The organism is Variovorax palleresanus, from assembly GCF_051144945.1.
In the GTDB taxonomy this organism is placed as follows: Bacteria; Pseudomonadota; Gammaproteobacteria; order Burkholderiales; family Burkholderiaceae_C; genus Variovorax; species Variovorax paradoxus_S.
This window is the reverse complement of sequence record NZ_JBJNVP010000002.1, coordinates 5,254,394-5,274,951: the sequence shown is the minus strand read 5'-3', so window position 1 is coordinate 5,274,951 and position 20,558 is coordinate 5,254,394. Positions and strand designations below refer to the sequence as shown.

Annotated in this window: 18 protein-coding genes; 7 read left to right on the top strand and 11 right to left on the bottom strand. The window is 67.6% G+C overall.

Features of this window, described 5'->3' with window-relative positions; genetic code table 11:
- Positions 1-8: 8 nt before the first annotated feature.
- Complete coding sequence (locus ACJ7Z0_RS28715) at positions 9-347, bottom strand: antibiotic biosynthesis monooxygenase (protein WP_434792572.1); 339 nt, start codon at positions 345-347, stop codon at positions 9-11.
- 84 nt (positions 348-431) lie between these two features.
- On the opposite strand from ACJ7Z0_RS28715, the gene soxR reads away from it, so the two are divergent.
- Positions 432-926, top strand: coding sequence for a redox-sensitive transcriptional activator SoxR (soxR, locus tag ACJ7Z0_RS28710; protein WP_434792571.1), 495 nt, complete (start codon positions 432-434; stop codon positions 924-926).
- A gap of 34 nt (positions 927-960) precedes the next feature.
- Here the strand turns inward: soxR and ACJ7Z0_RS28705 are convergent, their stop codons facing one another.
- The 6 genes from ACJ7Z0_RS28705 to ACJ7Z0_RS28680 form a co-directional block, all read right to left on the bottom strand.
- The gene (locus ACJ7Z0_RS28705; RefSeq protein WP_434792570.1) at positions 961-2,562 is read right to left on the bottom strand and encodes an MFS transporter; all 1,602 of its coding nucleotides are present in this window, start codon (positions 2,560-2,562) and stop codon (positions 961-963) included.
- Positions 2,563-2,712: 150 nt separating this feature from the next.
- Entirely contained in the window at positions 2,713-3,351 is a 639-nt protein-coding gene (locus tag ACJ7Z0_RS28700; RefSeq protein ID WP_434792569.1) for a PqiC family protein, read from the bottom strand.
- Positions 3,348-4,991, bottom strand: coding sequence for a PqiB family protein (locus tag ACJ7Z0_RS28695; RefSeq protein ID WP_434792568.1), 1,644 nt, complete (start codon positions 4,989-4,991; stop codon positions 3,348-3,350). The genes ACJ7Z0_RS28700 and ACJ7Z0_RS28695 overlap by 4 nt, the downstream gene beginning before the upstream one ends.
- Positions 4,988-5,704 carry a paraquat-inducible protein A gene (locus ACJ7Z0_RS28690; protein ID WP_434792742.1) on the bottom strand — a complete coding sequence of 239 codons (717 nt, stop codon included), beginning with the start codon at positions 5,702-5,704 and terminating at the stop codon, positions 4,988-4,990. Before ACJ7Z0_RS28690 ends, ACJ7Z0_RS28695 begins: the two co-directional genes overlap by 4 nt.
- Entirely contained in the window at positions 5,704-6,336 is a 633-nt protein-coding gene (locus tag ACJ7Z0_RS28685; RefSeq protein WP_434792567.1) for a paraquat-inducible protein A, read from the bottom strand. Before ACJ7Z0_RS28685 ends, ACJ7Z0_RS28690 begins: the two co-directional genes overlap by 1 nt.
- A gap of 20 nt (positions 6,337-6,356) precedes the next feature.
- A complete protein-coding gene (locus tag ACJ7Z0_RS28680; RefSeq protein ID WP_434792741.1) occupies positions 6,357-7,745 on the bottom strand; it encodes an MFS transporter in 1,389 nt (462 codons plus the stop codon).
- Between the two features lie 290 nt (positions 7,746-8,035).
- On the opposite strand from ACJ7Z0_RS28680, the gene ACJ7Z0_RS28675 reads away from it, so the two are divergent.
- Together ACJ7Z0_RS28675 and ACJ7Z0_RS28670 are read left to right on the top strand one after the other, a co-directional pair.
- A complete protein-coding gene (locus ACJ7Z0_RS28675) occupies positions 8,036-9,904 on the top strand; it encodes a M48 family metallopeptidase (protein WP_434792566.1) in 1,869 nt (622 codons plus the stop codon).
- Positions 9,901-10,374: a group II truncated hemoglobin gene (locus ACJ7Z0_RS28670; protein ID WP_434792565.1), complete on the top strand. Its 474-nt coding sequence runs from the start codon at positions 9,901-9,903 to the stop codon at positions 10,372-10,374. Before ACJ7Z0_RS28675 ends, ACJ7Z0_RS28670 begins: the two co-directional genes overlap by 4 nt.
- Positions 10,375-10,418: 44 nt before the next feature.
- Here ACJ7Z0_RS28670 and ACJ7Z0_RS28665 read toward each other — a convergent pair whose 3' ends face one another.
- The 3 genes from ACJ7Z0_RS28665 to ACJ7Z0_RS28655 are packed head-to-tail and all read right to left on the bottom strand — an operon-like array spanning position 10,419 to position 14,782.
- Entirely contained in the window at positions 10,419-10,976 is a 558-nt protein-coding gene (locus ACJ7Z0_RS28665) for a methylated-DNA--[protein]-cysteine S-methyltransferase (RefSeq protein WP_434792564.1), read from the bottom strand.
- 21 nt (positions 10,977-10,997) lie between these two features.
- Positions 10,998-14,075 carry an FAD-binding and (Fe-S)-binding domain-containing protein gene (locus ACJ7Z0_RS28660; protein ID WP_434792563.1) on the bottom strand — a complete coding sequence of 1,026 codons (3,078 nt, stop codon included), beginning with the start codon at positions 14,073-14,075 and terminating at the stop codon, positions 10,998-11,000.
- Between the two features lie 11 nt (positions 14,076-14,086).
- Positions 14,087-14,782: a GntR family transcriptional regulator gene (locus tag ACJ7Z0_RS28655; RefSeq protein ID WP_434792562.1), complete on the bottom strand. Its 696-nt coding sequence runs from the start codon at positions 14,780-14,782 to the stop codon at positions 14,087-14,089.
- A 123-nt stretch (positions 14,783-14,905) separates the two neighbouring features.
- Between ACJ7Z0_RS28655 and ACJ7Z0_RS28650 the strand changes: the two genes are divergently transcribed.
- From ACJ7Z0_RS28650 to ACJ7Z0_RS28640, 3 genes are all read left to right on the top strand, one after another.
- Positions 14,906-16,147, top strand: coding sequence for a pyridoxal-phosphate-dependent aminotransferase family protein (locus ACJ7Z0_RS28650; RefSeq protein WP_434792561.1), 1,242 nt, complete (start codon positions 14,906-14,908; stop codon positions 16,145-16,147).
- 117 nt (positions 16,148-16,264) lie between these two features.
- Positions 16,265-17,242, top strand: coding sequence for a Bug family tripartite tricarboxylate transporter substrate binding protein (locus ACJ7Z0_RS28645; RefSeq protein ID WP_434792740.1), 978 nt, complete (start codon positions 16,265-16,267; stop codon positions 17,240-17,242).
- 309 nt (positions 17,243-17,551) lie between these two features.
- Positions 17,552-18,322 carry a 2-keto-4-pentenoate hydratase gene (locus ACJ7Z0_RS28640; RefSeq protein WP_434792560.1) on the top strand — a complete coding sequence of 257 codons (771 nt, stop codon included), beginning with the start codon at positions 17,552-17,554 and terminating at the stop codon, positions 18,320-18,322.
- On the opposite strand, the gene ACJ7Z0_RS28635 is transcribed toward ACJ7Z0_RS28640, so the two are convergent.
- Positions 18,271-19,233 (bottom strand): LysR family transcriptional regulator, encoded by a 963-nt coding sequence (locus ACJ7Z0_RS28635; protein ID WP_434792559.1) that lies wholly within the window; start codon positions 19,231-19,233, stop codon positions 18,271-18,273. The genes ACJ7Z0_RS28640 and ACJ7Z0_RS28635 overlap by 52 nt on opposite strands.
- A gap of 99 nt (positions 19,234-19,332) precedes the next feature.
- Here ACJ7Z0_RS28635 and ACJ7Z0_RS28630 point away from each other — a divergent pair, with 99 nt between their 5' ends.
- On the top strand, positions 19,333-20,523 hold the full coding sequence (locus ACJ7Z0_RS28630; RefSeq protein ID WP_434792558.1) for an MFS transporter: 1,191 nt from the start codon (positions 19,333-19,335) through the stop codon (positions 20,521-20,523).
- Positions 20,524-20,558 lie beyond the last annotated feature (35 nt).

Below are 20,558 nucleotides of genomic sequence, written 5' to 3'. Positions count from 1 at the left end.
CCAATCCCTCACTCGGCGCGGTAGAACCCCAAGTCAGCGCGCACGCCATTGCGCCGCACGAAGTCGGCCGGATCGAACCCCTCCTCTGCGAACTTCTTCTGCACGAAGCTCGTGGCCGTGGCCACGGCCTGCTCACTGGCCCACTCGACCACGGTCAACACGTTGAACTCGCCCGGCCCGCCGGTCTGGGTGAGCACCTGGTTGCGCACGCATCCCGGCAAGCTGCGCAAGGTTTGCTGAATGCGCTGCATCTGCGCGACGAAAGCGGGCAGCACCTCGGCCGGAACGATGAACTTGTCGACGCGAAAAACGGGTGTCGGAACGTTGGGGGTTTGATCGTTGGTCATGCTTTTTCCTTGAGATCGCGGGCACGAACTGCCCGCCGGAAAGCATTCTCAAACCTCAAGTAAAGTTGAGGTCAAGAGGTATTCATGAACAACGCTCTGGAACAAGCTGGCATCGCTCCCGTGCTGAGCGTCGGCGAAGTCGCGCGCCGCAGCGGCGTGACGGTATCGACGCTTCACTTCTATGAGTCGCAGGGGCTCATCGCCAGCACGCGGACAGCGGGCAACCAGCGGCGCTACGCGCGAGAGACGCTGCGCCGCGTGGCCTTCATCCGGGTTTCCCAGCGGGTGGGCATTGCGCTCGCCGACATTGCCGCGGCGCTCTCCAACTTGCCCGCCCACGCGGCGCCCAGCCGTGCCGACTGGGCACGGCTTTCCGCCAACTGGCGCGCCGACCTCGACGACCGCATGGCGCAGCTCAAGAAGCTGCGCGACACGCTGGACGACTGCATCGGCTGCGGCTGCCTGTCAATCGACCGATGCCGTCTGCGCAATCCGCTCGACAAGCTCGGTGCCGAGGGACAAGGCCCGCAGCGCCTGCTGGTGAAACGGAAGACCGGCAACGATGCAGACGTGAACTGAGAATGGGCGCCTTCCCCGAGAAGGCGCCATCCTTTCAGCCGCCGTTCCTGCGCTCCTTGGCAGGCCCGCCGCCGATCATCAGCCAGGCACTCAGCGCACTGAGCACAGCCAGCCCGGCGCTCAGCAGCATCACCCAGCGAAAGCCCGCCACGAAGGATTCGGCCACGGCGCGCTTCAGGGCCGCGGCGGTGGCCGCATCCACGCCCGGCGGCAGGGCGGCGCCGGCCAGCTTGCTGCGCTCGCCTTCGAGAAACGACGACACCTGCGCCGAGGCGCCCATGCCGCGCAGGCTCTCGGACAAGGCGCCGTCGAAGGCCCAGGCCATCACCGCGCCGAACACCGCAATGGCCAGCACCGCAGCCGCGCGCGACACTGCGTTGTTGACGCCTGACGCCACGCCGGCCTGCTCGGGTCCCACCGCATTCATCACGGTGGTCGTGAGCGGCGCCACGGTCACGGTCATGCCGAGGCCCAGCACCACCACGGCGGGAAAGAAGCCGCTCCAGTAGCTCGCGCCGACACCGGGCACCGCGAACAGCGCAAAACCCACGGCGGCAATCGCGGGGCCGATCACCAGCGGCAGCCGCGGGCCGAAGCGGTCGACCAGCTGGCCGGCCCAGCGCGAGAGCGCGAACATGATGAGGATGAACGGCAGCAGCGCGGCGCCCGCCACCGTGGCCGAGTAGCCCTGCACCTGGATCAGGTTGAGCGGGAAGAAGTACAACCCGCCACCCAGCGCCGCGTAGAGCAGCAAGGTCAGCAGGTTGGCACCGCTGAAGTTGCCGATGCGCAGCAGCGCCAGCGGCAGCATCGGCGTGCGTGCCTTGCGCTCCGCGGCAATGAAGCCCGCGCTGCCGGCAATGCCGATGGCCAGCGCCGCCAGCACCGCGGGTGAGTTCCAGTGCTGCGTGGGCGCCTCGATGAACGCGTAGACGATGCCGCCGAGGCCGGCGGTGGCCAGCAGCGCGCCGAAAAAGTCGAGCCCGCCGCTGGCCGACGAGCCATGGCTTTCGGGCACGTGGCGCCACACGATCCACATCACGAGCAGCGCCATCGGCACGTTGATGAGAAAGGCCCACGCCCACGAGAAATGATCGACCAGGAAGCCGCCGAGCACCGGCCCCGCGGCCGCCGTGATACCGCTGAAGCCCGACCAGGTGCCGATGGCCTTGCCGCGTTCCTTCTCGGGAAATGCGGCGCTGATGAGCGCAAGGCTGCCGGGCACCAGCAAGGCCCCGCCGATGCCCTGCGCCGCGCGCGCGGCAATCAGCTGCTGCACGTTGCTCGAGAGACCGCAGGCCACCGAGGCGATGGCGAAGATCCCCACGCCGATCGCGAATATGCGGCGCCGGCCGAAATTGTCGCCGAGTGCGCCGCCCACCAGCAGCAGCGCCGCGAGCAGCAAGGCATAACTCTCGACCACCCATTGCGCCTGGAACGCCGTGGCGCGCAGGTCGGCCTGAATGGCCGGCAGCGCCACGTTGACGACCGTGCCGTCGATGAAGGCCATGCTCGACCCCACGATGGCCGCGGCCAGCACCCAAGGCTTGGAGGCATCCGGGCAGGCGCCCTCCTGTGCCTTCGCGCCATGCAGGATCAGCGTTTCGTCGCAGGGCGCCTTTCCGATCTGTGCCATGGTGATCTCCGATCCATGCGATTCCTGTTTTGCTCCTTCCCCCTCTGGGGGAAGGTTGGGATGGGGGCAGCCTTCAACTGGGCGCCATGCTTGTGTGACCGCCGCCGTGCCCCCACCCCTGCCCTCGCCCAGAGGGGGAGGGAGAAAGAATCAGGGCGTGCATGCGGTCGCTGCCGCGTTCGCTCGCGCCGCAGCCACGCTGCGCGCGATGGCCGCCGCCGCTGCCGCGGTCACGCGCTGCGCGCCTTGCGCCACCGCATCGATGCCGCTTGCAACCGGCTCGCCCACGTTCAGCTGGCACGCCATCGTGCGGGTCTCGTCGGAGCGCCGCAGCGTCCAGTTGAAGCCCGCGTCCACGCGGCCGCCATCGACCGCATCGAACTGGCGCACCTGCACCGCGATGCGCCACACGGGCTGCGCCGTTTGCCTGCCGCCCTTGGTGACGTCGAGCGCACCAAGGCGCGCCGCGATGCCGCTGGCAAGCGCGTCCTGCAATTCGTTCTCGAACGACGCGGCCCAGCGGTGCTGCTCGAGCACGTCGACCTGTACGCCGCCATTCGGTCGGCCCACCACCATCTGCGGCCTTGCAAGCCGCTCGGGCACGGCCACCGGTGCCAGCTCGATGTACAGGGGCGCCGCGCTGCCGATGGTCGAAGGTGCCGCCTCCGCAGCCGGCACCGTGCTTGCCAGCGTGTAGTAGTTGTCGGGCTTGCTCGCGCAGCCTGCCAGAACGATCAGCGCTGCTGCAGCGGCAGCTGCAGCGAGCAGGAACGGTTTTCTCTTCTTCATTTCTTGTCGTCCGGTTTGCCGCGCAGCAGCGACTCGGGATGGCGTTCGAGATAGTCCGTCAGCACGCGCACCGAACCCGCGGCACGGGTGAGTTCCCGCAGCGTCTGGCGCATGTCCTGCTGTAGCGGCGAATCGTCGGCCAGCGTGCGTTCGGCGTTGTTGACGGTCTTGCGCACGTCCTTCATGGCGGCGGTGAGCTCGGGCGTCACGTCGGTGTTGATGCGGGTCACCGCCTGCTCCGTGCTGGCCAGCGTCTTGTTGAGCGCGGCGAGCGTGGTGCGCAGGTCGCCCGCAATCTGCTCGTAAGGCACCTTGTTGAGCTTGCTCGCAATTTCCTGCACCTGCGACTGGATCTCGTCGAGGCTGTTGGCAACGGTGGGCAGCTCGATCGGGTTCCTGTCCATGTTGATCTTCGCCGGCGGCGCCTTCGGGAAGAAGTCGAGCGCAACATAGACGGAGCCGGTGAGCAGATTGCCGTTGCGCAGCTGGGCGCGCAGCCCCTTCTCGGTCAGGAACCGCAGGCGCTCCTGCTGCGTGGCACGCGACTCTTCTCCGGATTCGCCCGCGCGGCGGCGCAGCCGGTCGGGGTACACCTGCACCAGCACCGGCATGCGGAACTCGCGCTCGGCGCGGTCGAACTCCACGCCGATCGATTTGACCTCGCCGATCACCACGCCGCGGAAGTCGACCGGCGCACCCGGCGAGAGGCCGCGCAGCGACTGGTTGAAGTACATCAGCAGCGTTTGCGGCGGACCATCGGGCTCCTTCATGGCCGTGGTCTCGTCTTCGGCCAGCGTGAAGGCCGTGTTCTCCTTGGCGAGCGGCCCCATGGCATCGTCCGGCGCCTTGAAGGCAATGCCGCCGAGCAGGATGGTGGCCAGCGATTGCGTGCGCAGCGTGAAGCCGCTGGCGCTCAACTGCGCATCGATGCCGCTGGCCTGCCAGAAGCGCGTGTTGACGCCCACGAACTTGTCGTACGGCGCGTTGACGAAGACGCGCAGCGTCACGCCGCGGCCGTCGCCGTCGAGCTGGTAGGCCGCCACCTGGCCGACCTTGATGCGCCGGAAATACACCGGCGACCCGACGTCGAGCGAGCCGATGTCGGTGGCGCGCAGCAAGAACTGCTGGCCCGAGGCATCGCGCGTGACGATGGGCGGCACCTCCAGCCCCTTGAACTCGCCCGCGGTTTCCTTCGACACACCGGCATCGGCGCCAATGTAGGCGCCCGACAGCAGGGTGCCCAGGCCGGAAATGCCGGAGGTGTCGAGCCGGGGCCGCACCACCCAGAAGCGCGAGTCTTCGGCGGTGAAGCCCTCGGCTTCCTTGTTGAGCTGCACCTGCACGCGCACGTGCGAGCGGTCGCGCGCAAGCCGCAGGCTCTGCACCGTGCCGATCTGCACGTCCTTGTACTTGACGGCCGTCTTGTTGGCCTCCAGCCCCTCCGCGGTCTCGAAGGTGAGCACGATCTCGGGCCCGCGCTCCATCAAAATCCTGACGATCAGCATCACGCCGACCAGCGCGGCCACGATGGGAATCAGCCAGATCAGCGAGGGCAGCCATTCGCGCCGCCGTACCACGCGCGGCGGAGGAAGGCCCGTCGGGGCCGGTTTGTCGTCGGGTCTGGCTTCTTCGTCACTCATGCTGGCTTTTCTTCCCTGTTGTCGAGCAGCGGCTGCTCGCGTTCACGTTCATGTTCGGCTTGCTGCTGCTGCCTGCTGTCCCACGAGAGCCGCGGATCGAAACTCAGCGAGGCCAGCATGGTCAGCACCACCACCGAGCCGAATGCCGCAATGCCCACGCCCGCGTTGATGACCGCAAAACCCTGGATCTGCACCAGCCCGGCGAGGAGCGACACCACGAACACGTCGAGCATCGACCAGCGGCCGATGATCTCGATGATGTGATAGAGCTTGGCCCGCTCGGGCCGCCGCCAGCCGCTGCCGCGCTGCGCCAGCAAGGCAAGCAGGATCAAGACCGTGAGCTTGAACAGGGGCACCAGGAAGCTCGCGATGAAGATGATGGCCGCGAGCCCGTAGGCGCCCGACACCCAGAAATAGATCACGCCGCTCAGGATGGTGTCGTACTGCGCGCCGAACAGCGTGCGCGTGATCATCACCGGCAGCAGGTTGGCCGGTATGTACATGATGCAGGCCGCGATGAGAAAGGCCCAGGTGCGGTTCAGGCTGTAGGGCTTGCGCGTGTACAGGCGCGTGCCGCAGCGGCCGCAGGCTTCGCCCTCCTGCGCGTCGCGCCAGACGGCATCGCAATGCGGACAGGCCAGGAGGCCGAGCGAGGCGGCCGTTGCAACCGGCGCTTCGTCTTGGTCATCTTCAACCGGGCGGAAGGGGCCGATCACCCCGTCTCCTCCTCGGGCTCGCCGGGCGGGCGGAAGGTCATTTCCCAGAAGGCATTGGGATTGAACGAGAGCACGGCGGTGAGCATGACCGTCAAGGCCATGAAGGCCCAGAGCGCCGGCCCGGCCACCACCGTGGCCATGCTCGACAGCTTCACGATGGCCACCAGCACGCCGAGCAGGAACACCTCGATCATTCCCCAGGGCCGCAGCATCTGCATGGCGCGCACCAGAATGGCAAAGCCTGCCGGCCGGTGCTCGCGCTGGAGCGGAACCAGCAGGTAGGCCAGGATGCACAGCTGCAGCAGCGGAAAAAGAAGCGTCGTCGCCAGCACCAGCAACGCCACGATCGACATGCCCTCCGTGCTCAGAACCACCACGGCGCCGGCCAGCGTGGTCTGGCTGCGCAGGCCCTGGAGCTCGATCTCGACGATCGGAAACAGGTTGGCAATGGCGAACATGATCAGGCACGCCACGGTGAGCGGCAGGATGCGGCGGTGCTGGTCGCCCGGATGGCGGTAGAGCTCGGTGCCGCAGCGGGCGCAGCGCGACACCTCGCGCGGCTGCAGGGGCGCACGGCTGAAGACCGCATCGCAGCCAGGGCAAACCACGGTTTCAGGTACTTCCGTCATGGGGCCGTACCCTAACCTATTCAGCCGTGGGGCCCCGCCGTTTTCAGCCGCAGGCTGCTGAAAACCGCCGCCACGCCCGCGCAACAGGCCGCCAGCACCAGTGCCACCACCGGCCCGTGGCCGCCGTGCGGGCTCCAGACGCTGAAAACGCCCGCCAGCACCACCGCTCCCAGCGTTTGCCCCGTGAGCCGCGCGGTGCCGAGCATGCCGCTGGCCGCGCCGCTGCGGTGCGCCGGCGGCGAGGTCACGATGGTGTGGTTGTTGGGCGACTGGAACAGCCCGAATCCGAGGCCGCACAGCGCCATGCGCCAGGCGATGTCGGCATTGCCCGGTTGCGCCGGCAGCGCGGCCAGCAACCCCAGGCCGACAGCGAGCAGGCCCAGCCCGATGCCGCCGAGCAGCCCGTCGGGGTAGCGCCCGATCAGCCGTCCCGCAATGGGCGCCATGGCCACGATGGCCAGTGGCCAGGCGGTGATGAGCAGCCCGGCCTCGATGTGGCTGCGGCCATACACCTCGAGCAGCAGAAAAGGCAGCGCGATATAGGCCAGCATCTGCGCGCAGAACGCGGCCACCGACGTGCCCATCGACAGTGCGAACACCGGAATGCGCAGCAGGTCGATCGGAAAGAGCGGCACCGCCAGCCTGCGTTGCCGCTGCAGGTAGACGAAGCCCACGGCCACGCCGGCCAGCAGGATCGCCCAGGCGGACGACGATGGCGCGCCGCCCTCGCGCACGCCGAGCCGGTCGACGCCGAGAAACACCAGCGAGAACATCAGCACGTTCAGCGCCACGTCGACCGGTGAGAAGCGCAGCCCCGCCGCGGGCGGCAAGCGGTTGAACGGCAGCGCCTTCATGCCCAGCGTGAAGACGAGCAACCCGAGCGGCACGTTGATCGCGAAGAGCCACGGCCACGAAGCCACCGAGAGGATGGCTGCCGCCACCGACGGCCCCGCCACCGACGACGTGGCCACCACCATCGAGTTGATGGCCATGCCGCGTCCCAGCAGCGCCGAGGGAAAGGTCAGCCGCACCAGCGCCGCATTCACGCTCATGATGCCGGCCGCGCCCAGGCCCTGGAAGGTGCGCGCGACGATCAGGGTGCCGAGCGAATCGGCAAAGGTGGCGCCGACCGACGACACGGTGAACACCGCCATGCCCACCAGGTAGACGCGCCGGTAACCCACCAGGTCGCCCAGCGACGCCAGCGGCAGCAGCATGACCAATGTGGCGATCTGGTAGGCGTTGACCACCCAGATCGCATGCGACGGGCTGGCCTGCAGCTCGCGCGCGATGCCCGGCAGCGCCAGGTTCACGATGGTGCCATCGAGCACGGCCACCATGATGCCGAGGATGATGACCAGCATCGCTCGGCGGCGCGCAGTGGGCTCGAGCCCGTCGACCGGCTGCATGGCGGCGGTGTCTTCGGATGCCGAGGCCTCGGCGCCCGGCAACAGGGCCCCCTTGAAGAACGGAGAAGAACGCATTGGACCGATTGTCGCGAAGGCCGGCATCCGGTGCTGGCGTGGGGTCGCCGGGCGGCCGTTGCTAATTCTGCACAAAGAGTACGACCTTGGTATTCACGCCTTTCGCATGGACGCCATCGGAGATTCGCAAGCATGCAAACGGTCGCTACGCTATCGCCTGTCCCGGACTGTCCGACACAACGAATCACAACAACCGCTTCCAGGAGCAGCACCCCATGGCCCTCGCCCGAACGATCCATGCCGACCTTTTACGCGTGTTTCTGTTGACCCTGGTGTCGCTCTTCGCCATTCCGGCGGCGACGCTGGTTTTTACGGAATACGTGCTGCGCACGGAAGACGCGGAGTTCCTGCAGGCAATCGAGAAACGCATCGCTTCCGACACCCGCCTGTCGGCCGAAGAGAAGGCGCAAACCAGCGAGTTCTACCGCAGCCATCCGCTCTCCAAGGCCTGCGAAGCCACCGCCGAGGAAGACAGGGAGTTCCACGACAAGGTGTGCAGTCCCAATTCGATGTACTGGCACTTCCACTGGGCCGACCGCGCCGCCCTCTGGACACTGGCGCTCGGGGCGGCGCTGCTCGCGGCGGCCCTGGTGCTGGGCGCCCTGGCCTTCGCCAACCGCGGCTTGCGCTACGCCAGCTTTGTCGCCGGCTGGCGGCTCATGACGGTGTCGAGCGCGGTCGAGGTCGTGCTGCAGAGCGCGATGCTGGTGTGGCTGTCGTTCTGGCTCACGGCGTACTTCTGGCAGAGCTACTACGTCAAGCTTATTGCCATTGCGGGCATCGCGGCCGCCGCAGCGGTGTTCTATGCGATCTACACGCTGTTCAAGAAGCTGCCCTCGGGCAACGAGATCGAAGGCGAAGTGGTCGCCGAGGCCGATGCGCCGCGCCTGTGGGAGCGCATCCGCCAGCTCGCCACCCGCGTGAAGACCGCGCCGCCCGACCAGATCGTTGCCGGCATCGATACCAACTTCTTCGTCACCGAAGCGCCCTGTCAGGTGGGCGGACGCACGCTGGACGGCCGCACGTTGTTCGTCAGCATTCCATTGCTGCGCGTGCTCGACCAGTCCGAAGCCGACGCGGTGCTGGCGCACGAGCTGGCCCACCTGGGTGGCGGCGACACCCGCAGCAGCGCCGCGCTCGGCCCCAAGCTGCAGCAGTTCGACCAGTACACCTGGAAGATGCGCAGCGGCGGCCTGACCATCGTCGCGCACTACCTGCTGCGCCTGTACCGAATGATCTTCGCCTTTGCCCTGGCGCGCGACAGCCGCGAGCGCGAATACAAGGCCGACCGCGTTTCCGCGAGCCTCACCGCGCCCGGCGCCATCGTTCAGTCGCTCATCAAGATCTCGGCCTACGCAAGCTACCGCAACGACGTCGAGAGAAAACTCTTTGCGCAGAACCAGGAGCACGACGGTGCGCTGGGCATCGCCGGCTTCGTGGCGGCCGGCCTGCCGCCCTATGCCAACTCGGAGGCCTTCATCGAAACCATGAAGACCGCCGACGTGCCGCATCCCTACGACACCCATCCGCCGCTGCTCGAACGCATGCGCAACGTGGGCCACCACGTGCCCGAAAGCGCCTATGGCGCCATCGTCGCGACCGCGCCGGAGGCTTCGTGGGCCGACGACATCGAGACCGCCGCCGCCATCGAGCAGCGGCTGTGGAGCGACTACGAACAGCGCTTCGTCCAGAACCACGAACTGAGCCTTGCCTACCGCTACGAGCCGGCCACCGAAGAAGAGCGCGCCGTGGTGCTGCGCCACTTTCCGCCGGTGGCGTTTGCGCTGAAGAACGACGAGAGCGTCGAAGTGAGCTACACGGGCCTGCATCAGAGCGTCGATGGCGGCTCGACGATCGGATGGGACGAAGTCAAGAACCTGACGTACCAGGACAATGCCTTCAGTGACATGCTGGTCGTCACGCACCATGACAAGGGCATGCTGGGTTCGCGCACCACCAAGGTGAAGGTGGGCGGCATCGGCAAGCAGAAAGAAAACTTCAAGGCTGCGGTCGGCCGCTATTGGCAGCGGCACCAGATCATGCGCGCGCAGCAGCAACAGGAACAAGCGTCGTCACAGCCATGACCGATTCCCAAAGCGTTCCCACTCTGTACCAATGGCTCGGCGGCAGCGAGGCGCTGCTTCGCCTGACGACGCGCTTCTATGAAAACGTCAAGGGCGATGCATTGCTGGCACCGGTCTTCGCCCACATGGACGCCGATCACCCGGCCCATGTTGCCGCCTTCCTGGCCGAAGTGCTGGGCGGCCCGGCCGACTATTCGAAGCATCACGGTGGGCATCCGCACATGATCCGGCAGCACCTGAACCGCCACCTGCAGCAGGAACAGCGGCGCCGCTGGGTCGGGCTGCTGCTGGAAACGGCGGACGAACTCGCGATGCCGGACGATCCCGAGTTTCGTTCGGCGCTGGTCGGCTATCTCGAGTGGGGATCGCGGCTCGCGGTCATCAACTCGCAGCCTGGCGCGGCCGTGGACGCGGAGGCACCCATGCCGCGATGGGGCTGGGGCGAAGTCAAGGGGCCGTATTCAGGCTGAGGGGGCCGAGCGCGCTCACCTCGCGCTGCGATTCCGCAGGCAGCCTAGAAAAGCGAAGCCATCCCGTTCGGCCGGGCGCCTTCGATGTCGAGCATGCGCAGTTTCGTCAGCGCGCCGCCGCCGGCTGAAAAGCCGCCGGGCTTGTTGCCCGCGGCCAGCACGCGGTGGCATGGCACCACGGGCGCGAAGGGGTTGTGGCCCATGGCTTGGCCCACCGCACGCGACAAGCCTTTGTCGCCGAGCTCGGCCGCGATGTCGCCATAGGTGCGCGTCTGGCCGGGCGGAATGCGCCGCGCAATCGCATAGATGCGCTGGTGAAATTCCGACACGCGGCTCATGTCGAGCACGATGTGGTGGAGGTCGTCGGACGCGCCGTTCAGCAGGCCCTGGATGGCCGCGATCGCCTGACGTGCGCTCTCGGGCGGGGCCGACTCGGACAGGTCTGCGAAGCGGCGGCGCATGCGGGCGCGCGTGGCGGCTTCGCCGTTGTCCTCGGGCAGTTGCACGCCGATGAGCCCGCGCGGACCCCAGGCCAAGGCGCAGGTGCCTATGGCGGTGTCGAACAGCGCGAAGCCGGATTCCTCCGTGGTTGCTGCATTCATCGCGCCATTGTGTGCCAGCCGCTAAATCTCCTCGGTCGGCGGGGTCTGCGGCGCAAGATGGCGTTCGAGCAGCACGGCCACGTGCACCGCCTCGCGCTGCGCGCCGTCGCCGATCTGGTGGCGGCAGCTGGTGCCGTCGGCCACCACGATGGCATTGGGCCTGGCGCGGATCGCCGGCAGCAGGCTGGCCTCGGCCATCTGCATCGAGACGTCGATGTGGCGCGCCTCGTAGCCGAAGCTGCCCGCCATGCCGCAGCAGGAGCTTTCGATCAGCTCGGGCTCGGCACCGGGAATGAGCCGCAGCACGTCCAGCACCGGGCTGACGGCGCCAAAGGCTTTCTGGTGGCAGTGGCCATGCAGCAGGATCGGCGCCGTGGCCGGCGTGAGCGCGAGCTTGAAGCGGCCGGCTTTCAGCTCGCGCGCAATGAACTCCTCGAACAGCAGGGCCTGCCTGGCCACGGACTCGGCCTTCTTGCCGAAGCCCATCACCAGGGTCTCGTCGCGCAGCGTGAGCAGGCACGAGGGCTCGAGCCCGACGATGGGAACGCCGGCCTCGGCCAGGGGCCGGAGCGCATCGATCAGCGCCTCGGCGCGGCGCTTGGCCTCGTCCACCATGCCGCTGGCCAGGAAGGTGCGGCCACAGCAATGGTGGCCGCCGCTTTTCTCGACCGTGTGCAGCGTGTAGCCCGCGGCCTTGAGCACGCGGGCCGCCGCCAGCGCGTTCTCGCTTTCGAAGGTGCCGTTGAAGGTGTCGACGAAAAGCACCGCGGCCTTGCCGCCGCTGGCCTGCACCGAAAGCACCCCCTCGCGGCTTGCGAACATGCCATGCATGTCGGCCTTGGCACGCCAGAAGGTGTCCGAGCGCCATTCGGGCAGAGACCGCCGTGCGGAAAACCCCAGCAGCTTTTCGCCCAGCCATGCCGCGCCGGGCAAGGTGTTGCGCAGGTTCATGAGCCACGACACGCGGCTCGCCCTGTGCGCATAGTCGGGCATGTAGGCCACCAGCTTGTCCTTGAGCGTGTGGCCATGGCGCTTCTTGTAGTGGTCGAGAAACTCGATCTTCATCTTCGCCATGTCGACGCCGGTCGGGCAGTCGCGCTTGCAGCCCTTGCAGCCGACGCACAGGTCCATGGTCTCGTGCATTTCTTCGCCGGTGAAGGCATCGGCTCCGAGCTGGCCGGAGAGCGCGAGCCGCAGCGTGTTGGCACGCCCGCGCGTCAAGTGCTGCTCATCGCGCGTCACGCGGTAGCTCGGGCACATGGTGCCGGCGTCGAACTTGCGGCAGTGGCCATTGTTGTTGCACATCTCCACGGCCTTGGCGAGGCCGCCGGTGCTGTCGCCGCCGGTGCCCGGGGCGGTGGTCTGCTCCGTGACGGGGTCGGCGTTGACGTTCCAGGCGGACCAGTCGAGCACGGGCTTGAGTTCGATGCGCCGGTAGGGCCTGGGTGCCGTGGGCGGCGCAAAACGGAACAGCGAGGCGTCGTCCATGCGCGGCGTATCGACGATCTTGCCGGGGTTGAACAGGTTGGCCGGATCGAGCTTCTGCTTGATGGCGCGAAACGCCTTGTTGATGGCCGGGCCGAACTGCCATTCGATCCATTCGCCGCGGCACAGGCCGTCGCCGTGCTCGCCGCTGAAGGCGCCCTTGTACTTGCGCACCAGTGCCGAGGCTTCTTCCGCGATGGCGCGCATCTTGGCGCCGCCGTCCGCGCGCATGTCGAGAATCGGCCGCACATGCAGCGTGCCGACCGAGGCATGCGCATACCAGGTGCCGCGGCTGCCGTATCGGGCGAACACCTCGGTCAGCGCATCGGTGTATTCGGCCAGGTGCTCGAGCGGCACGGCGCAATCTTCGATGAAGCTCACCGGCTTGCCGTCGCCCTTCAGGCTCATCATGATGTTGAGGCCGGCCTTGCGCACCTCCCACAGGTTCTTCTGGCGCCCGTCGTCGGGCATTTCGACCACGCTGCCGGGCAGGCCGAGATCGCCCATCAGCTCGACCAGTTGCTTCAGCTGCGGCAGCAGTGCGGCCTTGTCGGCGCCGGCAAACTCGACCAGCAGGATGGCTGCCGGCTTGCCGATCAGCGCAGTTTCCACGGTCGGCTTGAAGGCCGGGTTGGCAAGGCTCAGCTCGATCATCGTGCGGTCGACCAGTTCCACCGCCGTGGGGCCGAGCTTCACGATGTGCTGCGCCGCGTCCATGGCCGAATGGAAGGTCGGAAAGTTCACGATGCCCAGCACCTTGGCGCGCGGCAGCGGCGCGAGCTTGAGCGTGAGGCTCCGGGTGTAGGCCAGCGTGCCTTCGGCCCCGACCAGGAGGTGCGCGAGGTTCACGCTGCCGTCGGCGGTGTACGGCTTCTCGCTCTGGTTGTCGAAGATGTCGAGGTTGTAGCCGGCCACGCGGCGCAGCACCTTGGGCCAGTTGGCATGGATCTGCTCGCGATGCGCCAGCGCGAGCCCGTGCACGAACTTCGCGATGCCGGCCGCACGCGCGTCCAGCGTGGCCTGCGGACCGAACGCCACCAGCTCTCCGCTCGAGAGCCAGGCACTCGCACCCAGCACGTTGTGCACCATGTTGCCGTAGGCAATGGAGCGCGAGCCGCAAGAGTTGTTGCCCGCCATGCCGCCCAGCGTGGCCTGCGCGCTGGTCGACACGTCGACCGGAAACCAGAGGCCGTGCGGCTTGAGTTGCGCGTTCAGGTGGTCGAGCACCAGGCCGGGCTCGACGGTGGCGGTGCCCTCCTCCAGATTCACGTCGAGCACGCGGCGGAAATGCTTGCTGTTGTCGATCACCAGCGCGGCGCCCGTGGTCTGGCCGCACTGGCTGGTGCCGCCGCCGCGCGCGAGCACCGGCACCTTCAGGTCGCGCGCAATGTCGATGGCGGTGGCAATGTCGCCATCGTTGGTGGGCACGAAAGCGCCCACCGGCGTGATCTGGTAGATCGATGCATCGGTGGCGTAGCGCCCGCGCGAGCCGTCGTCGAACAGCACCTCGCCTTGCGTTTCCGCGCGCAGCCGCCGCGCCAGCGCCTCGCAGGTGTCGTTGGGCGGAAGAACAGTTCCGGCGGGCTGGATGTGGCTGGCGGGATCGACGCGCATGGTGTGTGGGCTCAGCTCGCCTTGTGGGCTTGGGGATAGATTTCGCCGGCCTGAAGCAGTGCCAGCACGGTGTCCCGCTTGCGTATCAGGTGCGCGACCAGCACCTTGCGCATGGCCGGCGCGTCGCGCGCGGCCAGCGCCTGGATCATCTGCTCGTGCTCTTCGACCGCGTGCTTCCACTTGGCCTCGTCCTGGTTGGTGCGAAAGCGCAGCGACTGCACGCGCGCATTGATCGAGCGGTAGGTGCTGGACAGCACCGGATTGCCCGCGGCCTCGTTGATGGCGGTGTGAATGCGCGCGTTGAGGCGGTAGTAGCCCGAGAGATCGCGCCGCGTGAAGCAGGCCATCATTTCGTAGTGCAGCGCGCGCACCTCGGCCAGTTCTTCGTCGGTGATGCGCTTGGCCGCCAGTTCGCCCGACATGCCTTCGAGCATGGCCAGCACCTCGAAGGTGTCGACCACGTCGGCCTCGGTGAGCTTCACCGCCACCGCGCCGCGGTTGGGCAGCAGGTCGACCAGCCCTTCGGCCGCGAGCAGCTTGATGGCCTCGCGCAGCGGCGTGCGCGACACGCGCAGCTGAAGGCACAACTCCCGTTCGTTGAGCTTGGCGCCCGGGGCAATGTGCCCTTCGACCAGCATCGTGCGCAGGCGCGCGGCCACTTGGTCATGCAGCGCAAGGCGCGAGATTTCGATGATTTCTGCAGTCATGTCTCTGTTTCCCTTGAATGCATTTTGAATGCAAAAACCTGCATCAACAATCCCCGAATACCAGGGTAAACCATCATGCTCATTTCATTTTTGAATGCAAAACTGAAAGCGAAAGGACAGTCCATGCTTCAACTCGACATCCATCCCACCGGCCGCCACTTCCTGCAGATTCCCGGCCCGAGCCCGGTGCCCGACCGCATCCTGCGGGCCATGAGCCTGCCGACCATCGACCACCGCGGGCCGGAGTTCGGCACGCTGGGGCTCAAGGTGCTCGGCGGCATCAAGCAGATCTTCAAGACCCGTCATCCGGTTGCGATCTATCCCGCTTCCGGCACGGGCGCATGGGAGGCTGCGCTCGCCAACACGCTCAGCCCAGGCGACCACGTGCTGATGTACGAGACCGGCCACTTCGCATCGCTGTGGCAGAAGATGGCCACGCGCCTCGGCCTCACCACCGAATTCCTCGCCTGGTCCGGCAAGGACGAGCAGCTGCCCGCCGCGCCCAGCTGGCGCCGCGGCGTGCAGGCCGACCTCATCGAGGCGCGCCTGCGCAAAGACACCGAAAAGAAGATCCAGGCCGTGTGCGTGGTGCACAACGAAACCTCCACCGGCGTCACCTCGGACATCGCCTCGGTGCGCCGCGCCATCGATGCGGCGGGCCACCCCGCGCTGCTGATGGTCGACAGCATCTCGGGCCTCGCGAGCGCCGATTTCCGGCACGACGAATGGGGCGTGGACGTCACCATCAGCGGCTCGCAGAAGGGCCTGATGCTGCCGCCGGGCATCAGCTTCAACGCGCTCTCGCCGCGCGCGCTCGAAGCCTCCAAGAGCGCGACGCTGCCGCGTGCGTTCTGGGCCTGGGACGAGATCGTGGAGATGAACAAGGACGGCTACTGGCCGTACACGCCCAACACCAACCTGCTCTACGGCCTGTCGGAGTCGCTCGACATGTTGCTCGGCGAGGGCCTGGACAACGTCTTTGCGCGCCACCTGCGCTGGGCCGCCGGCGTGCGCGCCGCGGTCAATGCCTGGGGCCTGCCGATCCAGTGCGCCGACCCGGCCGTGTACTCGCCCGTGCTCACCGGCGTGATCACGCCTGAAGGCGTCGATGCCGATGCGCTGCGCCGCCTCATCCACCAGCGCTTCGACCTCTCGCTGGGCACCGGCCTCGGCAAGCTCAAGGGCCGCATGTTCCGCATGGGGCACCTGGGCGACAGCAACGACCTGACGCTGGTGGCCATGGTGGCGGGTGTGGAAATGGGCATGAAGCTCTCCGGCATCAAGCTGGCAGGCAGCGGCGTGCACGCGGCCATGGACCATTTCGCAAGCCACGCCGCATCCGCGGCACTGCAGAAGGCCGCGTAGCACACGGACCTACTCGACACCGGCCGCAGCGCGTCGCTCGAACGGCGCGGCGGCCGTCACCTTGCCGGACTTGTCGGTCCGGCACGCATCGGATCCACCACACTGGAGACAAAGATGATGCAGAGACGTTCGCTGATTCAAGCCGCAGGCGCCGCAGCCGCCACGCTGGGCGTGCCCCGGCTCTTCGCGCAGGAGTGGCCTTCGGGGCCGGTGCGCATCGTGGTGGGCTTTCCACCCGGCGGGGGCACCGATGCGCTGGCGCGTGTGGTGGCCCAGAAGCTCACGACGATGTGGAACCAGCAGGTCATCGTCGAGAACAAGGGCGGCGTGGCGGGCGTGCTGGCGGCCGAGTATGTGTCGCAGCAGCCCAGCGACGGCAGCACGCTGCTCATGGCGCACATCAACAGCCACGCGCTCGCACCCAGCCTGCAGCCCAAGCTGCGCTACAGCGTGGAGCGCGACTTCGTGCCGATCGTGCTGGTGGGCGTCACGCCCAACCTCCTGATCGCCAGCCCGGCGCAAAAGGCGGTCACGGTGAAAGACATCGTGGCGGCCTGCAAGGCTTCGCCCGGCACGGTGAGCTTCGGCTCCGCGGGCGCGGGCTCGGCGCAGCACCTGGCGCTGGAAATGTTCAAGCTGCAAGCCGGCGTCGATGCAATGCATGTACCGTACAAGGGCAGTGGCCCGCTCTTGGCCGACCTGATGGGTGGCCAGATCCAGTACAGCTTCGAGACCATGACCGCGGCCACGCCGCACGTGAAGAGCGGCCGCGTGCTGGCCGTGGCGCAAACGCGCACCAAGCGCGCCAAGGGCCACCCCAACGTACCCACGATGCAGGAGCAGGGCTTTGCGGGCTTCGAGGCCACCACCTGGTACGGCCTTGCAGGGCCGGGCAAGCTGCCCGCGGGCATTGCCGAGAAGGTGAATCGCGACGTCAACGCGGTGCTTGCGATGCCCGATGTGCAGGAGCGTCTCGATACCTACGGCGCCGAGGACGGTGGTGGTTCGCAGGACAAGTTCAGGCAGTTCATCTCGACTGAAATTGCCAAGTGGGCGAAGGTGGTGAAGGACGGCAAGGTGCACGTTGAAACTTGACGCCGCGCCTTTGCTGGTCAGTGTTGTTCAGGGCGGCGCTCCCGCCGACGGGGTGCCTTGCTCCGCGGATGTCCCCCGGCCTGCGGCCTCCTCCTTTATTTCGCTGCGCAAGGCACCCCATCGACGGGATCGTTATTCAGAGCGGTTGTTGATCGGCGGTACACCAGCAGCGTGCCCTGGTGCACAGGGCGCCGGGTGCTCCCCGCAGCGAAATAAAGGAGGAGCCGAAGGCGGGGGACATTCGCGGAGGGGAGTACCCGGTGTCCTTTGCACGCACCCCGAAAAACGGCAACTGACAAAATCCCAAAAATGACCCCCTCCATCACAGCCCTAGCCGACGCGCTGATCGCAGCGCGCCGCAGCAATCGCACCCTCGACGCCGCGCTCTGGACCGACGCGCTGCAGGACGCAACTCAGGCCTACGAAGTGCAGGACGCCGTGGCGACCGCGCTCGGCTGGTTTCAAGGCGGCACTGTCCCGGGCTGCTGGAAATCCGGCGGCGGCTCCCGAGACGTGACGCTCACGCATGCGCCGTTGCCCCCGGCTGGCGTTCGCCAGAGCTCGGCCAATTTCGACGACCTGGCGTTTCACGCGCCCGGCATCGAGGCCGAAATTGCGCTGCGGCTCGGCAAGGACGTGACACCCGCCACGGCCGCGAAGCTTGACCACAACGATGCGGCTTCGCTGATCGACGCGATGGCGGTCTCGGTAGAGATCGTCGATTCGCGCTGGCAAGACCTGGCTGCCACGCCCGCATTGCTTCGGCTGGCCGACTCGCAGGTGCACGGCGCGCTGGTTCTTGGCGAATGGCAGCCCTATGCGGCCGTCGACTGGGCTTCGCAGCGCTGCGAAACGAAGGTCGGCAATGCGGAAACCGTGGTGCGCGAAGGCACCCATCCGCTGGCCGATCCGGCGTGGCTGCTGCCCATCTGGCTGCGCCACGTCACACGCCACGGCCAGACCGCGCCGGCCGGCACGGTCGTGACCACCGGCTCGTGGGTCGGCGTGCTGCCCTGCCGCCGCGGCGATCAGGTGACCGCGGAATTTGCCGGCATCGGCGCCGTGCGCTTGATCGTGTAGCGCCCTCCTCCCACGCCCGAGCACGCCACCAGAAAGTCGAGCACCGCGCGCACGCGCGCCGGCAAGGTACCGGCCTTGCCGATGTACACGGCGTGAATCGGCTCCACCTCGCCGGGGTTGAATTCTTCGAGCAGCGGCACGAGCCGCCCCGCATCGATGTCGTGCTGGATGTGATACAGCGACAGCCGCGCCACACCCGCACCCGCAATGGCCAGCTGCCGCAGGGTTTCGCCGTCGGCCGCGCGCACCGGCCCGGCCACGGGCAGAGAGATCATTCGCCCCTCCACGCGCAACGGCCAGTCGGGCGCGCTGCGCCGGTAGCTCCAGCCCAGGCGGTTGTGCGCCTCCAGTTCCTGCGGCGTATGCGGCGTGCCGTACTTGGCAAGGTAGTCGGGCGAGGCCACGATGGCCTGGCTGGTTTCGCCCAGGCGCCGCGCCACCAGGTCGGACGAAGGCAGCTGGCCCCATCGGATGGCGATGTCGGCGCGCTCGTCCATCAAATCGACGACGCGGTCGGTCAGCGCAATGTCGAGCGTGATCTGTGGGTGCAGCTCCAGGAGGCGCGGCACCAGCGGCACCAGCTTGTGATGCCCGAAGGACACGCTCGCATTGATGCTCACGCGCCCCCGCGGCGCAGCACCCGCGGCGGCGCAGCGCTCCGCCTCATCCATGTCGGCCAGCACGCGCGTGCTGCGTTCGTAGAAGTGCAGGCCCTCTGGCGTGAGCTGCAGCTTGCGCGTGGAGCGGTGCACCAGCTGGATGCCCAGCCGCAGCTCGAGGCGCGCGACCAGCTTGCTGACCGCCGAAGGCGTCATGTCCAGCAGGCGCGCCGCAGCGGAAAAGCCGCCGGACTCGACCACCTGCACAAAGGCTTCCATTTCGCCGGAGCGGTTGACGTCGATGCGTGGCATGTCGGTTCCTTGTGCCTTTTATTGTGAATTCAACTCACAAGTCCATATCCATGCGGCATTCTAGTCATCATTGAAAATAACCCGCACAGTAGAGCCATCATGCCAATCGCTCTACTCGCCCTCACCGCCGGTGCCTTCGGAATAGGCACCACCGAATTCGTCATCATGGGCCTGCTGATGCAGGTCTCGATGGATCTCAAGGTCTCCATCACGGCGGCCGGCCTGCTGATCTCGGGCTATGCGCTCGGGGTCGCGGTCGGGGCGCCGCTGCTCACCATCGCCACCCGCAAGCTGCCGCGCAAGACCGTGCTGCTCGCGCTGATGGCGATCTTCACGCTCGGCAACCTGGCCTGCGCGCTCGCGCCCAACTACGAGCTGCTGATGGCCGCGCGCGTGATCACCTCGCTCGCGCACGGCACCTTCTTCGGCGTGGGTTCGGTCGTGGCCACGGGCCTCGTGGCACCGGAACGCCGCGCGTCGGCCATCGCGATCATGTTCACCGGGCTCACCGCTGCCACGCTGCTGGGCGTGCCGGCCGGCGCCTGGCTCGGGCTGCAGTACGGCTGGCGCGCCACCTTCTGGGCGGTGACGCTGATCGGCGTGCTGGCTTTTGCGGTGCTCGCACTGTTCGTGCCGCGCGTCCGGGCCGAGGCCAAGGCCGCGCCGCTGCGCGACGAGCTCGCGGTGCTCGCACGGCCGCAGGTGCTGCTCGGCTTGGCGATGACGGTGCTCGGCTTTGCAGGCGTGTTCGTGGTGTTCACCTACATCCAGCCCCTGCTGACGCAGGTCACCGGCTTGCCGGAGTCGGCCGTGTCGCCGATCCTGCTGGTGTTCGGCGGCGGCCTGGCCGTGGGCAACATTCTTGGCGGCAGGCTGGCCGACAAGTCGACCATGCCCGCGGTGCTCGGCACGCTGGTGGCGCTCGCCGCCGTGCTCGGCGCGATGCAGTTCACCATCGGAACGCCGTTCACCGCCGTGGTGTTCGTCGGCCTGCTCGGCATCGCGTCTTTCGCGACCGTGGCACCGATGCAGCTGCGCGTGCTGGAGAAGGCTTCCGGCGCGGGCCAGAACCTGGCGTCGAGCCTCAACATCGCGGCCTTCAACCTCGGCAATGCGCTCGGCGCGTGGGCGGGCGGCGTGGTCATCGACCATGGCCCGGGCCTGCGCGCACTCGGCTGGGTGGCGGCGCTGCTCACGCTCGCGGGGCTGGCCATCGCACTCTGGAGCCGTTCGCTCGACCGGCGCGAAGGGCGCGCCTCCCCGGCCGATTGCGCCTCAGTGCAAGCCTGAGCCTCCACCTCTTTCATTGACGACAAGGACAACAT